Below are 13495 nucleotides of genomic sequence, written 5' to 3'. Positions count from 1 at the left end.
CGTATACGACTACTGCGCACCGTGCCCCGCCCGCACGGATTATCTCTATTCACCGACATATTCGGTCTGTCTCCGTCCTATGTGCCGCATCTCGACAAGACATCCCACTTCGCGTGGCGCGCCGAAGCGCGAAGCGCGAATCAAGTCTTAAAACAATACTGCCTAAGGGAATCGGCGGGAAGTATTGGCCCCAAAAAAGAAGTCGCGGCCTCTGTCAAGGCCGCGACCACTACATCTTGTGGATATTTGCGCTGATCTTAATAGCGATAGTGGTCGGACTTGAACGGACCCTGTGGCGTGACGTCGATATAAGAAGCCTGCTCTTCCGAGAGCTCGGTCAAACGTACGCCGAGCTTTTCAAGGTGTAGGCGCGCCACCTTCTCATCGAGGTGCTTGGGGAGGACGTAGACCTGGTTTCCGTATGCATCCGGCTTCGTAAACAGCTCGATCTGCGCGAGAACCTGATTGGTGAAGGATGCCGACATAACGAAGGACGGGTGGCCGGTTGCGTTGCCGAGGTTCAGCAGACGGCCCTCGGAAAGCAGGATGATGCGGTTACCTTTCGGAAACTCGATCATGTCGACCTGTGGCTTGATGTTCGTCCACTTGAGGTTCCGCAGGGCCGCAACCTGAATTTCATTATCGAAATGGCCGATGTTGCCGACGATCGCCATGTCCTTCATAGCACGCATATGCTCGATACGGATGACGTCGCGGTTTCCGGTGGTGGTGATGAAGATATCGGCGCTCGATGTCACGTCTTCCAGCTGGACGACCTCGTAGCCGTCCATGGCCGCCTGCAGGGCGCAGATGGGATCGACTTCGGTCACCTTCACGCGGGCACCCGCCCCGCGCAACGAGGCGGCTGAGCCCTTGCCCACGTCGCCATAACCGCAAACCACGGCCACCTTGCCGGCCATCATGACGTCGGTTGCACGGCGGATGCCGTCCACGAGCGACTCCTTGCAGCCGTATTTGTTGTCGAATTTCGACTTGGTGACAGAGTCGTTGACGTTAATGGCCGGGAAGGGAAGGAGTCCCTTCTGGCTCAGCTGGTACAAGCGATTGACGCCGGTTGTCGTCTCTTCCGTCACTCCGCGGATCGCGTCGCGCTGACGGGTAAACCAGCCCGGAGACGCCGCCAAACGCTTCTTGATCTGAGCGAAGAGAATTTCCTCTTCCTCGGAATGCGGTTGACTCAACACGTCTTCTCCGGCTTCGGCTCGCGCTCCAAGCAGGATGTACATCGTGGCGTCGCCACCGTCGTCGAGAATCATGTTCGACAGGCCGCCATCGCTCCACTGGAAGATCCGGTCAGTGTAGGTCCAGTAATCCTGCAACGACTCTCCCTTGACGGCAAAGACCGGGATGCCGGCCGCGGCGATGGCTGCAGCTGCGTGGTCCTGAGTGGAGAAGATGTTGCACGAGGCCCAGCGAACCTCGGCGCCAAGGGCAACCAGGGTCTCGATCAGCACCGCCGTTTGAATGGTCATGTGCAGCGAGCCGGTGATACGTGCGCCCTTGAGCGGCTTCCGTTCACCGAACTCCGAGCGGCAGGCCATGAGACCAGGCATCTCGGTTTCGGCAATTTCGATCTCCTTGCGACCGAAATCAGCAAGACCGATATCCGCGACGATGTAATCTCTATTTGTGCTCATGAAGCTCTCCGGCTGAAAGTCTGAGGATAATGCGCCCCTGACGCGAGTATGCCCGCGAGGGATCGTCCGGCTCCGCGGAGCCGGGTCCATGAGGTAGCGTTTAGCAGGCTTGCGAGCAGTTGGCAACTAAGACATAAAGAAGTCTTTATGTCTTTATATGGAGTGGTGTCAGGCTTCTTCGCCGAATTTGTCACAGACGAGCGTCTCGAGCGCGTCCAGAACTTCCTTCGCCTCGTTACCGCTGGCGGATACGACGATCGTGCAGCCTGGGCTGGCCGCGAGCATCATGAGGCCCATGATCGACGTGCCACCGACGGCAGTGCCGTCCTTTGCGACCGTCACCCTTGCGTCAAAGCTGCTGACGGTCTGCACGAATTTCGCTGAGGCGCGTGCATGCAGGCCACGCTTGTTGGTAATCACGAGTTCACGGGACGCCGATGTCATGGATTTCTTTCAAGGCGTTTACTTGCCACTGAGGACGCGGCTGGCGACGTTTATGTACTTGCGGCCGGCTTCTGAGGCTTCAACCAGCGCCTTCTCCATGTTGTCTTCGCCACGGATGCCGGCGAGCTTGATCAACATGGGGAGGTTGACGCCAGCGATCACTTCGATGCGCCCGGCGTTCATGACCGAAATTGCGAGATTGGAGGGAGTTCCGCCGAACATGTCGGTCAGTATGACCACTCCGTGGCCATCATCTGCACGCTGAACCGCGTCCAGGATGTCCTGGCGGCGTTGATCCATGTCGTCTTCCGGGCCGATCGATACCGTCTCGATGAATTTCTGCGGTCCAACCACGTGCTCTACCGCGTGGTGGAACTCTTCAGCCAGCTTGCCATGGGTGACAAGCACAAGTCCGATCATTCTCTTTCTGCCCCTCTGCACATGCACTGGGATGGCCAAATAGTGCAATGCAGCAAATTCGTCCATCAGTGGCTGGTCATCTTGGCGATGTAAATCCGAAGTGCAAGCCAAAAATGCGACGATCTCCGATCACGATCCTGGAGCGGGAACGGCCTTGATCTCGAGGATCTCGTCGCTGTCGATGATGCGGCTGTGGTCGAAGGGAGTGTAGTCGGGCGGAAGGACGCTGCCCATTATCATGGGATCGTATCGATGGATGCGTCTCCCTGAACGTCATCGGCGATCAGGACTTGCGCTCCATGTTGCAATGCGACCGGAAGACAGTGGAGGTTTCGACGCTCTGCCAGGGGAAATGATAAATTTCTCTCCACTTGATCAAAAGTTCAGGATCGGGCAGGGAGTGAAACGTCCGGATCCACACTACTGGCTCTCGCAGCGCAATGAATTGTAACAGTTTTCTGCCCGGTCGTCGGAGTTGCTCCTCATGCTGACCGCCGAGGCTATTTCAACACATGCAGACGTCTTGCCGATCCTTCGGCATCAGGCCGCATCTTTTCTGACCGTCGAACGAAGTTCGACGCGGGTGGCCGGCATATTCGGAACGCAGCAGCGCTATCTTTTGGCGCAGCTTGGCTGCGCTATGATGTTCCGGGGGACGGACGGAACCTTGCGTCTCAGCCGCTTCCTCGAAGCCGTAGTCGCCTTCCGTATTGCCAGCCGCAACACGGCGCATGATTTCGTCCGCGAAATGGAAAAATATGGCGTTATCCGCCCCTGTCCAACCCCGAAGGACAAGCGCTCGCGTCCGCTGAAGCTTGCCGACGAAACGGTTGGGCTGCTCGGAGTCTGGGTAGCTATTCATCTGAAAACGCTGGACGCGTTCGACAGCGGTCGGCGGGCGGCCACCTTTGCAGCAACGCCGGGCATGCTGGCGAAGCTGCATCCCGAGATCGTCGACCGCATCATGGGATCGCAGCGCTCCACCAGTCCTGACGGCACATTCTCGCTCTTCACCTGGATGAATGACGGCGGGCTGGTCATGGACAAGATGATCGCCACAATAGCCGACTTCTCGTCGAAGGAGGACCGGATCGTGACCGGAATCGCCTCGCTCGACGAGATTGCGGCGGCGCTACGTGTTACCAAGACTCATCTGTCGCGCAAGATGGCCGTGGCCGAGCGCGAGGGCAGCCTTGGCTGGACGGGCAGGCGCGGCGCATCCTCGCTCTGGCTGTCTCCCGGCTTCATTGACGAATATGTCGCCTATCAGGCCGACAAGCTTAGTCGGATCGACGAAGCCTGTGCCGCAATCATGCTGCCGGTCCCGGCCTGACGTCTTTCTAAAATCGTCCCAGAAATGATGCGACACAGACCGGCCATCTTGTGGCAGAACGGGTGCGTGAGCGGTCGGGGTCTGGACAGTTGGGACCGCTTCTGGAGCTTGGACTATGAAAAAAACGATTCTTCTTGCAGTCGCCGCTGTGGCGACGGTTGCGTCGCTGGCGCATGCCAGCAACTATGCGTTCCGCCTGCACAACAGGGCGGATGGCTACACGATCAATGGCTTCTACACCTATCAGGACGGGCAATGGAGCGATAACTGGCTCAAGGAGGGACAACGCGTCCGGCCGGGTGAAGACATCGACATGGACTGGTACAGCAACGAGGGCGATTGCGTCGTGCCGTTCCGGGTGAGTTGGGACAATTACGGCGCCGACGACTTCAAGGTCGACTGGTGCAAGCATCCGAGCAATATCTACATGCAGAACAAGGGGTTCAGCTGGGATTGATCCCGCCTCCTCGTCTGAGAACAACTTTGGAAGCGCGCCGCAGCCTTTGTGAACTTCGGCGCGTTTCTGATTCACGGCAACGCGCCGATTGGGCGATCAGCCAGTGCGCCCGTTGCGGTCATCGCGCAGTGCCGGCATCACCGCTTCGATAAAGGAAAACGGGGTCGGCGTACCGAGGGGTAACCGAACAAGAGGAAGTGCTATGCCGTGCGCTGCAGAGAACTGTTCGCCTTCCGGCGGCAGGCGCTCCGCTGTTGCGCCGTCGACTGGCGATATCGCAACGTGCATCAGCGCGGATGGTAGATGCTCAACCTTGGCAATTCCGCCGTGCCGCAATTCGATAAGGCCGGCAATCGGGGGAGGGCAGCGCGCCAGCAGGTGCTCGCCGAACCTGCTGACGAGAACGCGGTCGTCCGCAATGAGAGCCGCGAACCGGCCGAGGGCCCGCGCTTCGTGCATGCATGCGAAAGCGAGAGCGGACTTTCCTACCCCAGAAGGGCCGACAAAAAGGAAACCGGTGGTGCCGACAACGATCGCCGTAGCATGGATGTTGACTTCTTCGCCGCTCATTGCGCAGCCTCGACGGGTAGTGACAGCGTGAAGCGTGCGCCGTGCGTCTGGCCGGTGGCTCCGTCGATGATGTTCTCCGCCTTCAGTGTTCCGCCGTGTGCTTCGGCGATCTGGCGACTGATCGAAAGGCCCAGACCGGAATTCTGGCCGAAGCTCTCTCCCTCCGGCCGGTCGGTATAGAAGCGTTCGAAGACCCGGTCGATGTTCTCAATCTGGATCCCGGGGCCGTTATCGTCCACCTGCACGACGCACCTGCCTTTGGTCCGGAAGAGCCGAACGATGATGCGCCCCCCTTTCTCCGGCACGAACGAACGGGCATTCTCGATGAGATTCGTGACGACTTGCCCGAGCCGCAGATCGTGGCCATTGACCACGAAGGATGTTCGCACTCCGGGCTTTCGGTCGACGAGGAGGGTGATGTCCACCGGCTTCTTCGTGCTACGGATCTGGCGGGAGATTTCCACCATGCTGGCGAGAAGTTGTTCGAGATCGACGGGCTTGGCATCGCTGCGCGCCAGTTCGGCATCAAGGCGCGAAGCGTCCGAAATATCGCTGATCAGGCGATCCAGCCGTCTCACATCGTGCTGGATGATGTCCATCAGCCGCTGCCGGGACGTGTCTGTGCGGGCAAGCGGCAGCGTTTCCACGGCGCTCCGCAGCGACGTGAGCGGGTTCTTCAATTCATGGCTGACATCGGCGGCAAAGCTCTCGATTGCGTCGATCCTGTCGTAAAGAGCTGTGGTCATCTCGCGCAGCGCCACCGACAAGTTGCCAATCTCGTCCTGCCGAGCGGAGAAATCCGGAATTTCCTCGCGTTCTTTCGCTCCACGTCGAACGCGGATCGCGGCGGCTGAAAGGCGGCGCAGCGGAGTCGCTATCGTGGAGGACAGAAGCAGGGAAACGACGATGTTGACGAGCGCCGCGACTCCGAAGACACGCAGGATTGCAAGCCGTTCGGCGTGGACGATCTTGTCGATGTCGCCCGCCTGCGTAGAAAGGAGCAGAACGCCGAGAACAGCCCTAAACCGTTGCACGGGCACGGCAACCGAGACGATCAAGGCGCCAGAATCAGTTACGCGAACGACCGCTCCTCGCACACCCGTGAGCGCATTCATGACCTCCGGGTAGATTGAGCCGTCCCCGCCAGGGGCCTCTTTGTAGAGTGGCAGGCCGCTCGGCTGAAGCATCCGGTTGAACACACGTGCCAGCCACTCGATCACACCGGGCGCTTCATTCTCGATCGGCGGTAGATCGAAACGTAGCACCTGACCACGCGAATAAAGATGGCGCGAGTCGAGGAGCAGGTTCGCATCCGCGTCAAAGAGACGAGCGCGGGTACGCGTCGGAGAAATCAGCCGCCTCAACACGGGCGCGACCCTCTCCGGATTGATCGGAAATTCGAGGTCCTCGTCATTCGGCACCGGGGTGATGCTCTGGCCTGCCTGGAGTTCGAGCAGCTTCTGCGGATCGATGGTGATCGAGTTGGTGTCGACGGAAGCCGAGGCGGAGATCGCCCCTGCCATGATCTCGCCTTGCGTGAGAAGGCTTTCGACACGCGCGTCGATCAGCCCTTCCCGAAACTGGTTCAGGTAAAGAATACCGCCGACCAGAACGAAAAGGGCGGCAAGATTGAAGAAGACGATCCGGCGTGTGAGGCTGGAAAAAAGCGCATGACCGAAAATACGGCGCACGAGGGTGAACGGGTGTGAGGGGAAGCGCCGCCCCTCGGCCGGGCCATCCGTATCCTCCAGACCGGAATCGGAAACCTGTTGTTCCAACGTCAACCTCATTTGCGCGGCACCAAGCCGGTAGGAGCCGAAACGAAGGACGTCGTCAGGCCGCTTCGCGGAACCGATATCCGACGCCGTAAAGCGTTTCGATCATGTCGAATTCAGTGTCTACCATCTTGAACTTCTTGCGCAGGCGCTTGATGTGGCTGTCGATGGTACGGTCGTCCACATATACCTGTTCGTCGTAGGCGGCGTCCATAAGAGCGTCGCGGCTCTTCACCACGCCCGGGCGTTGGGCCAGCGATTGCAGGATCAGGAACTCGGTGACTGTGAGGGTCACCGGGTCGCCCTTCCAGGTGCAGGTATGCCGTTCCTGGTCCATGACCAACTGTCCACGCTCAAGCGTGCGCGCCTGCGACTCGCTCCCTGCCTTTGCTCCACCCGAACCGGCCAAAGTCTCGCGACTGCCTGAGCGCCGAAGGATTGCCTTTACGCGTTCGACGAGAAGCCGTTGTGAAAAGGGCTTTGTGATAAAATCATCGGCGCCCATCTTCAGGCCGAAGAGTTCGTCGATCTCTTCATCCTTAGACGTGAGGAAAATGACGGGAATATCCGACTTCTGCCGAAGGCGCCTCAGCAGTTCCATCCCGTCCATTCGCGGCATCTTGATGTCGAAGATGGCGAGGTGGGGCGGACGGGCCAGCAAGCCGTCCAGCGCTGAGGCGCCATCCGTGTAGGTCTCGACCTTGTACCCCTCCGCCTCCAGAGCAATGGACACGGACGTCAGGATGTTACGGTCGTCGTCAACGAGCGCGATTGTTTGCATGTTGTTCGTCTCCGTCATCATAAGCGCGGCTCCTGGTATCGATCCCTGTCAATCCGGGTTCCCTCTCGCGCGCTTCATGGGGGTAAAGGTGGAACAAATTGTGGCAGAGATAAAGGGGCGCGTCGATCGGTCGCCTCCGCTGGAGCCCCAAATACGAGGGGGAAAAGGCCACTGGCGCGCCATTCAAACCGATTTAAAAATGTGTACCGTAATTTAAATCGATTAATTATTTGATATCATTGGTATTTTCTTCTATCGTCGTCTTGCCTTTTAGAAAGTCGAACACTAGGTTCGCGAAAAATTCAACGGCAATCCCCCACAGCAAAGGAAGAGTGTCCATGGAGGAGCTTGGTGTAAATAATCCCCTCATCGGGGTAGCGTCGATCGGGTTGGGGGATGCGGCACGCGTCTACTACAACTTCCTTGAGAGCGAACTTTATGAAGAAGCCCTTCGCCGCAAGGAAGCAGTCCTGACCGCCGACGGCGCGCTTTGCGCCTTGACCGGGCAGCACACCGGCCGCTCCGCCAAAGATAAGTTCATCGTTCGCGACAGCCACACCAACGGTGAAATCTGGTGGGACAACAACAAGCCCATGTCGCCCGAGCACTTCGGCCTGCTCCACAAGGACATGCTGGCGCACGCCGCAGGCAAGGATATCTTCGTCCAGGATCTTATCGGCGGCGCTGACGCCGACAACGCCCTGCCGACACGCGTCGTGACGGAACTTGCTTGGCACTCGCTTTTCATCCGCAATCTTTTGATCCGGCCGGATCGTTCGACCCTCGGCGAGTTCCAGCCGAAGCTGACCATCATCAATCTGCCGACATTCCGTGCCGATCCGGCCCGCCATGGCTGCCGTTCCGAGACGGTGATCGCCTGTGATTTCATCAACGGCATCGTACTGATCGGCGGAACCTCCTATGCCGGCGAGATCAAGAAGTCGGTCTTCACCGCACTCAACTACCTGCTGCCGCCGAAGGGCGTCATGCCGATGCACTGCTCGGCCAACGTTGGACCGGCGGGCGACACCGCGGTCTTCTTCGGTCTTTCGGGCACCGGCAAGACGACGCTTTCTGCCGATCCGAGCCGGACGCTTATCGGTGATGACGAGCACGGCTGGGGCGAGCACGGTGTGTTCAACTTCGAAGGCGGTTGCTATGCGAAAACCATCCGGCTGTCGGCGGAAGCCGAGCCGGAAATCTACGCAACCACCAAGCGCTTCGGCACCGTTCTCGAGAACGTCGTGCTGGACGAGCGTCGTCTGCCCGACTTCCATGATGGTTCGCTGACGGAAAACACACGTTGCGCCTACCCGCTGCACTTTATCCCGAACGCTTCCGACACGGGCCGTTCCGGACATCCGAAGACGATCATCATGCTGACGGCCGACGCCTTCGGTGTCCTGCCGCCGATCGCACGCCTGACGCCCGAGCAGGCGATGTATCACTTCCTCTCCGGCTACACGGCGAAGGTCGCTGGCACCGAAAAGGGTGTCACAGAGCCAGAAGCGACGTTCTCGACCTGCTTCGGTGCGCCGTTCATGCCGCGGCACCCGGCTGAGTACGGGAACCTGCTTCGTGATCTGATCGCCCGCCACAACGTCGATTGCTGGCTGGTAAACACCGGCTGGACCGGAGGTGCTTACGGCGTGGGCCATCGCATGCCGATCAAGGCAACGCGTGCCCTTCTGACCGCGGCGCTCAATGGTGAGCTCAAGAAGGTCGAAACCCGTATCGATCCGAACTTCGGCTTTGCTGTTCCGGTTGCCGTCGAGGCGGTGGACGGCGCAATCCTCGATCCACGCTCGACCTGGGCGGACGGCGAGGAGTATGATGCTCAGGCGAAGAAGTTGGTCGCAATGTTCATCACCAACTTCGCGAAGTTTGAAGATCATGTCGACCATACGGTTCGGGCTGCCGCGCCGAGCGCGAGCATCGCCGCCGAATAACTTCGACTACGCAAAGTTTTCAGAGGCCCGGCGGTCGTATGACCGCCGGGCCTCTTGCCATTTATGGTTTCCGTCGGCGTTCGAATATGGGAAGAAAACGGCTGGAGATAACTGATGGCCAGCGACGCACTTTACATTGACGACCGGATAACCATTTCGGGTTGGGAACTGACGGAGCAGTTTGTCCTGGCGGGCGGGCCGGGCGGTCAGAACGTCAATAAGGTTTCGACTGCCGTACAGCTCTTCTTTGACATTGCCGGATCGCCTTCTCTTCCCGAGCGGGTCAAGGTAAACGCCCTGAAACTTGGCGGCCGACGCGTCTCCAAGGACGGTGTCCTGATGATCGAGTCGAGCCGTTTCCGCAGCCAGGAGCGCAATCGCGCCGATGCGCGAGAGCGACTGAAGGAGCTGATCCTCAAAGCGGCCGAGCCGCCACCGCCGTCGCGACGAAAGACCAAACCCACCAAAGGCTCTGTCGAGCGACGGCTGAAGGAAAAGGCAGGTCGTTCGGAGGTGAAGAAAATGCGCGGCCGGCCTGCCGGAGATTGACGGGAGCTGCCCGGTGCGGATGCGAGGCCTGACAAGGAGACGTGATGGCAACCAACACCGGTACAGGCTGGAGTTTTCCGGAAGGGGTAAAATTCTATCCCGAGTATCTTACGCGCGAGCATCAGAGGGCGCTGCTGGAAGAGGTGCGCGAGGTTGTCGCCGCCGCCCCTCTCTATGTCCCGGTGATGCCCGGCACCGGCACACCATTATCTGTTCGCATGACCAATTGCGGCCCGCTCGGGTGGGTGACGGACAAGGATCATGGCTACCGATACCAAAGCGTGCATCCCGTTACCCAAGCGGCCTGGCCGCCAATTCCTGACAGCCTCATCCACATATGGGAGCAAGTTACAGGCTATCCGAAGCCACCGGATGCTTGCCTCGTCAACTTCTACACTGAAGACGCGCGGATGGGCTTGCATCAGGACAAGGACGAACAGGCCCTTGAAGCACCGGTGGTGTCGGTTTCTCTCGGCGACACTTGCCTATTTCGCCTTGGTGGCAGGCGACGTGATGACAGGACCCGCTCATTCCGACTTGCGAGCGGCGATGTGCTCGTTCTTGGAGGCGAGGGACGCCTGGCTTTTCACGGGGTCGATCGGGTTTACCCCGGGACCTCGACGTTGCTGAAGAACGGTGGACGGATCAATCTCACGCTTCGACGTGTCAACCTCTGATCGCTGGCGAGGGCGGGTCAGAGCTTCCGCAGGGCCACTTTCTCGATGAAGTGGTTTTCGCCCTTCTGAAGGATGAGGTCGGCGCGCGGTCGCGTTGGAAGAATGTTCTCCCGAAGGTTCTTCAGGTTGATGTTGGTCCAGAGATCTTCGGCGATCTCCAGTGCTTCCTGCTCGCTTATGGTGGCGTAGCGATGAAAGTACGAGTTCGGGTCGCGGAAGGCCGTCTGTCGCAGCTTCATGAAGCGGTGCACATACCAGCGATGGATCAGCGTCTCGTCGGCATCGATGTAGATAGAGAAATCGAAAAAGTCGGAGACCATCGGGACGATCTTACCATCCGCGGGCAGATCACGCGACTGCAGGACATTGATTCCCTCGAAGATCAGGATATCGGGTCGGTCGATGACCTTGTACTCGTTCGGCAGCACGTCGTAGGTGAGGTGCGAATAGCAGGGGGCCTTCACGTTCGGCAGACCGGCCTTTATCGCCGACAGGAAGCGCAGAAGTGCGCCAATATCGTAGCTCTCGGGGAAGCCCTTGCGGTTCAGCAGATTGTCACGGATGAGAACCGCATTCGAATAGAGAAAGCCGTCGGTTGTGATGAGGTCGACCTTCGGGCTCGACGGCCACCGGGCAAGCAATTCCTTCAGAATGCGGGCGGTCGTCGACTTGCCTACTGCCACCGACCCGGCGATACCGATGACGAAAGGTGTTTTCGCCACATCCGACATGCTGAGAAATCGGTTGCGCTGCTCGAAGAGCAACTGCGAGGATTCCACGTGCGAGGAAAGCAGGCGCGACAGCGACAGATAGATTCGCCGAACTTCCTCCAGATCGATCGGGTCGTCGATCGACCGCAGGCGGTGTACTTCGTCCGCGGTCAGCGTCAGCGGGGTGTCGGCGCGAAAGCGCGCCCATTCGTCCGACGAATAGAAGTGATAGGGCGAATAATCGTTGGCTTGGAAGTGATCGAGCGTTTCGGGCACGTCGGCTGGCCGTATAGCTGTTGTCATGGATCCCGCCGGTTGGCCTTTTCGCTGAGGCCTGTCTGGGCTGTTCGCCGCTGAAGCTCCTGCATGACAGCTTCTAGCGGTACGTCCGCGATTTTCAATACGACCAACAGATGATAGAGCAGATCGGCACTCTCGTAGACAAGATTCTGGCGGTCGGCGGCGATCGCCGCGATCACGGTCTCTACCGCTTCCTCACCGAGCTTCTTGGCTGCTTTTTGCTGTCCTCCGTGGACGAGTTTCGCCGTCCAGGATTGGTCCGGTTCGGCCATGGCACGCGTGGCGACGATTTTTTCGAGGTCCGTCAGGGAAAACGTGGTCATTCCGCCGCTCCGTCTTCTTCAGTCGAGTCGCATGGGGATGCCATGGTCCGCCATGTAACGCTTCGCTTCGCCGATACTGTATGTACCAAAATGGAAGATCGATGCCGCAAGGACGGCAGTGGCGTGCCCTTCCTTGATGCCCGCAACGAGATCGTCGAGGTTGCCCACGCCACCCGAGGCAATGACCGGGACACGTACGGAGTCGGCAATGGTCCGAGTCAGCACGATGTCATAGCCGCTCTTCGTCCCGTCTCTGTCCATGGACGTGACGAGAAGTTCGCCGGCACCGCGCGCTGCCATCTTGCCTGCGAATTCGATCGCGTCGATGCCCGTCGGCTGACGACCGCCGTGGGTGAAGATCTCCCATCGGTCGGTTTCTCCCGCCCCGGATACCTTCTTGGCATCGATGGACACGACGATGCATTGATCGCCGAACTTGTCCGCGGCCTCCGCCACGAAGTCCGGATTTTTCACCGCGGCCGAGTTGATGGACACCTTGTCCGCTCCGCAGAGGAGAAGTTTGCGGATGTCGGCGATCGTCCGAACGCCTCCACCGACCGTGAGCGGCATGAAGCAGTGCTCCGCCGTGCGCGCAACGACGTCGAAAATGGTGTGACGATCTTCCGACGATGCGGTGATGTCGAGGAAGGTGAGTTCATCGGCGCCGGCCGCATCGTAAGCCTTGGCCGCCTCCACCGGATCGCCGGCATCGATGAGATCGACGAAATTAATGCCCTTGACGACACGGCCGTCCTTGACGTCGAGACAGGGAATTACACGAGCTTTCAACGTCATTGTTGCACCTCGGCTTGGCGGGCGGTCTTGATCAGCGCAAGAGCCTCGGCCGGATCAATGCGGCCGTCGTAGAGGGCACGGCCGGAAATTGCACCTTCAAGCTTTCTGGCATCCGGTCGCAACAAGCGACGTATGTCTTCGATCGAGGCGAGCCCACCGGACGCAATAACCGGAATGGAGACCGCATCTGCGAGCACCAGTGTCGATTCCCAGTTGATGCCGGTCAGAATCCCATCGCGATCGATGTCGGTGTAGATGATGGCCGCAACTCCGGCGCCTTCGAACTTGCGTGCAAGCTCGATTACGCCGAGTTCAGAGGCCTCCGCCCAACCTTCCACCGCCACCTTGCCGCCCTTGGCATCTATTCCGACGGCAATCTTTCCGGGAAACGCCTTGCAGGCGTCGATGACAAGCGCCGGATCACGCACGGCCACTGTGCCGAGGATCACGCGGGCGAGACCACGTGCCAGCCAGGATTCGATATGTGCGAGCGTACGGATGCCGCCTCCGAGCTGGACCGGGTTTTTCGTTGCCTTCAGGATCGCGTCGACCGCCGCGCCGTTGACGCTCTCGCCCGCAAAGGCACCATTGAGGTCGACGACGTGCAACCATTCGAACCCTTGTTTCTCGAAGGTTCTTGCCTGTGCCGCCGGATCAGGATTGTAGACGGTCGCCTGGCCCATGTCGCCGAGCTTCAGTCGGACACATTGACCGTCCTTGAGATCTATCGCAGGAAAAAGGATCATGGTTTCGT

General features: G+C 59.4%; 15 protein-coding genes. 5 read left to right on the top strand and 10 right to left on the bottom strand.

Features of this window, described 5'->3' with window-relative positions; translation table 11 throughout:
• Window positions 1–257: 257 nt before the first annotated feature.
• The 3 genes from ahcY to H4I97_RS17255 all read right to left on the bottom strand — a co-directional run bounded on the left by ahcY (window position 258) and on the right by H4I97_RS17255 (window position 2522).
• Window positions 258–1658, bottom strand: coding sequence for an adenosylhomocysteinase (gene ahcY, locus H4I97_RS17265; protein ID WP_182305820.1), 1401 nt, complete (start codon window positions 1656–1658; stop codon window positions 258–260).
• A gap of 168 nt (window positions 1659–1826) precedes the next feature.
• Window positions 1827–2102 carry an HPr family phosphocarrier protein gene (locus H4I97_RS17260; RefSeq protein WP_182305819.1) on the bottom strand — a complete coding sequence of 92 codons (276 nt, stop codon included), beginning with the start codon at window positions 2100–2102 and terminating at the stop codon, window positions 1827–1829.
• An 18-nt stretch (window positions 2103–2120) separates the two neighbouring features.
• The gene (locus tag H4I97_RS17255; RefSeq protein WP_112690550.1) at window positions 2121–2522 is read right to left on the bottom strand and encodes a PTS sugar transporter subunit IIA; all 402 of its coding nucleotides are present in this window, start codon (window positions 2520–2522) and stop codon (window positions 2121–2123) included.
• 484 nt (window positions 2523–3006) lie between these two features.
• Here H4I97_RS17255 and H4I97_RS17250 point away from each other — a divergent pair, with 484 nt between their 5' ends.
• Both H4I97_RS17250 and H4I97_RS17245 read left to right on the top strand, forming a co-directional pair.
• Window positions 3007–3855 carry a hypothetical protein gene (locus H4I97_RS17250; protein WP_182305818.1) on the top strand — a complete coding sequence of 283 codons (849 nt, stop codon included), beginning with the start codon at window positions 3007–3009 and terminating at the stop codon, window positions 3853–3855.
• 115 nt (window positions 3856–3970) lie between these two features.
• On the top strand, window positions 3971–4312 hold the full coding sequence (locus H4I97_RS17245) for a hypothetical protein (protein ID WP_182305817.1): 342 nt from the start codon (window positions 3971–3973) through the stop codon (window positions 4310–4312).
• Between the two features lie 96 nt (window positions 4313–4408).
• Here H4I97_RS17245 and H4I97_RS17240 read toward each other — a convergent pair whose 3' ends face one another.
• Genes H4I97_RS17240 through H4I97_RS17230 form a run of 3 tightly spaced genes read right to left on the bottom strand, consistent with a single transcriptional unit; the run spans window position 4409 to window position 7438 of the window.
• Window positions 4409–4882 carry an HPr kinase/phosphorylase gene (locus tag H4I97_RS17240; RefSeq protein WP_182305816.1) on the bottom strand — a complete coding sequence of 158 codons (474 nt, stop codon included), beginning with the start codon at window positions 4880–4882 and terminating at the stop codon, window positions 4409–4411.
• Entirely contained in the window at window positions 4879–6660 is a 1782-nt protein-coding gene (locus H4I97_RS17235; protein ID WP_378143159.1) for a stimulus-sensing domain-containing protein, read from the bottom strand. Before H4I97_RS17235 ends, H4I97_RS17240 begins: the two co-directional genes overlap by 4 nt.
• Before the next feature lie 55 nt (window positions 6661–6715).
• Window positions 6716–7438 (bottom strand): response regulator transcription factor, encoded by a 723-nt coding sequence (locus H4I97_RS17230; RefSeq protein ID WP_194306216.1) that lies wholly within the window; start codon window positions 7436–7438, stop codon window positions 6716–6718.
• A gap of 338 nt (window positions 7439–7776) precedes the next feature.
• On the opposite strand from H4I97_RS17230, the gene H4I97_RS17225 reads away from it, so the two are divergent.
• The 3 genes from H4I97_RS17225 to H4I97_RS17215 all read left to right on the top strand — a co-directional run bounded on the left by H4I97_RS17225 (window position 7777) and on the right by H4I97_RS17215 (window position 10613).
• Window positions 7777–9387, top strand: a complete 1611-nt coding sequence (locus H4I97_RS17225; RefSeq protein WP_182305814.1) for a phosphoenolpyruvate carboxykinase — start codon at window positions 7777–7779, stop codon at window positions 9385–9387.
• A gap of 114 nt (window positions 9388–9501) precedes the next feature.
• Window positions 9502–9936 (top strand): alternative ribosome rescue aminoacyl-tRNA hydrolase ArfB, encoded by a 435-nt coding sequence (gene arfB / locus H4I97_RS17220; protein WP_182305813.1) that lies wholly within the window; start codon window positions 9502–9504, stop codon window positions 9934–9936.
• Between the two features lie 44 nt (window positions 9937–9980).
• Window positions 9981–10613 (top strand): alpha-ketoglutarate-dependent dioxygenase AlkB, encoded by a 633-nt coding sequence (locus H4I97_RS17215; protein WP_182305812.1) that lies wholly within the window; start codon window positions 9981–9983, stop codon window positions 10611–10613.
• A 17-nt stretch (window positions 10614–10630) separates the two neighbouring features.
• Here H4I97_RS17215 and coaA read toward each other — a convergent pair whose 3' ends face one another.
• From coaA to hisA, 4 genes are read right to left on the bottom strand one after another with little or no spacing between them, the layout of a single operon-like run.
• On the bottom strand, window positions 10631–11626 hold the full coding sequence (coaA, locus tag H4I97_RS17210) for a type I pantothenate kinase (protein ID WP_182305811.1): 996 nt from the start codon (window positions 11624–11626) through the stop codon (window positions 10631–10633).
• Window positions 11623–11946, bottom strand: a complete 324-nt coding sequence (locus H4I97_RS17205) for a phosphoribosyl-ATP diphosphatase (RefSeq protein WP_182305810.1) — start codon at window positions 11944–11946, stop codon at window positions 11623–11625. The genes coaA and H4I97_RS17205 overlap by 4 nt, the downstream gene beginning before the upstream one ends.
• An 18-nt stretch (window positions 11947–11964) precedes the next feature.
• Entirely contained in the window at window positions 11965–12741 is a 777-nt protein-coding gene (gene hisF / locus H4I97_RS17200) for an imidazole glycerol phosphate synthase subunit HisF (RefSeq protein WP_182305809.1), read from the bottom strand.
• A complete protein-coding gene (gene hisA, locus H4I97_RS17195; RefSeq protein ID WP_182305808.1) occupies window positions 12738–13487 on the bottom strand; it encodes a 1-(5-phosphoribosyl)-5-[(5-phosphoribosylamino)methylideneamino]imidazole-4-carboxamide isomerase in 750 nt (249 codons plus the stop codon). The genes hisF and hisA overlap by 4 nt, the downstream gene beginning before the upstream one ends.
• Between the last annotated feature and the right edge of the window lie 8 nt (window positions 13488–13495).

Origin of the sequence: Ciceribacter thiooxidans, assembly GCF_014126615.1 — a bacterium.
In the GTDB taxonomy this organism is placed as follows: Bacteria; Pseudomonadota; Alphaproteobacteria; order Rhizobiales; family Rhizobiaceae; genus Allorhizobium; species Allorhizobium thiooxidans.
The sequence above is the reverse complement of the archived record's forward strand: the minus strand, read 5'-3'. Positions and strand labels throughout refer to the sequence as shown.

What these genes read in the sequence shown, in the direction of transcription:
- ahcY (WP_182305820.1), bottom strand. Translation starts at nt 1,658, where the DNA reads ATGAGCACAAATAGAGATTACATCGTCGCGGATATCGGTCTTGCTGAT.
- H4I97_RS17260 (WP_182305819.1), bottom strand. Translation starts at nt 2,102, where the DNA reads ATGACATCGGCGTCCCGTGAACTCGTGATTACCAACAAGCGTGGCCTG.
- H4I97_RS17255 (WP_112690550.1), bottom strand. Translation starts at nt 2,522, where the DNA reads ATGATCGGACTTGTGCTTGTCACCCATGGCAAGCTGGCTGAAGAGTTC.
- H4I97_RS17250 (WP_182305818.1), top strand. Translation starts at nt 3,007, where the DNA reads ATGCTGACCGCCGAGGCTATTTCAACACATGCAGACGTCTTGCCGATC.
- H4I97_RS17245 (WP_182305817.1), top strand. Translation starts at nt 3,971, where the DNA reads ATGAAAAAAACGATTCTTCTTGCAGTCGCCGCTGTGGCGACGGTTGCG.
- H4I97_RS17240 (WP_182305816.1), bottom strand. Translation starts at nt 4,882, where the DNA reads ATGAGCGGCGAAGAAGTCAACATCCATGCTACGGCGATCGTTGTCGGC.
- H4I97_RS17230 (WP_194306216.1), bottom strand. Translation starts at nt 7,438, where the DNA reads ATGCAAACAATCGCGCTCGTTGACGACGACCGTAACATCCTGACGTCC.
- H4I97_RS17225 (WP_182305814.1), top strand. Translation starts at nt 7,777, where the DNA reads ATGGAGGAGCTTGGTGTAAATAATCCCCTCATCGGGGTAGCGTCGATC.
- arfB (WP_182305813.1), top strand. Translation starts at nt 9,502, where the DNA reads ATGGCCAGCGACGCACTTTACATTGACGACCGGATAACCATTTCGGGT.
- H4I97_RS17215 (WP_182305812.1), top strand. Translation starts at nt 9,981, where the DNA reads ATGGCAACCAACACCGGTACAGGCTGGAGTTTTCCGGAAGGGGTAAAA.
- coaA (WP_182305811.1), bottom strand. Translation starts at nt 11,626, where the DNA reads ATGACAACAGCTATACGGCCAGCCGACGTGCCCGAAACGCTCGATCAC.
- H4I97_RS17205 (WP_182305810.1), bottom strand. Translation starts at nt 11,946, where the DNA reads ATGACCACGTTTTCCCTGACGGACCTCGAAAAAATCGTCGCCACGCGT.
- hisF (WP_182305809.1), bottom strand. Translation starts at nt 12,741, where the DNA reads ATGACGTTGAAAGCTCGTGTAATTCCCTGTCTCGACGTCAAGGACGGC.
- hisA (WP_182305808.1), bottom strand. Translation starts at nt 13,487, where the DNA reads ATGATCCTTTTTCCTGCGATAGATCTCAAGGACGGTCAATGTGTCCGA.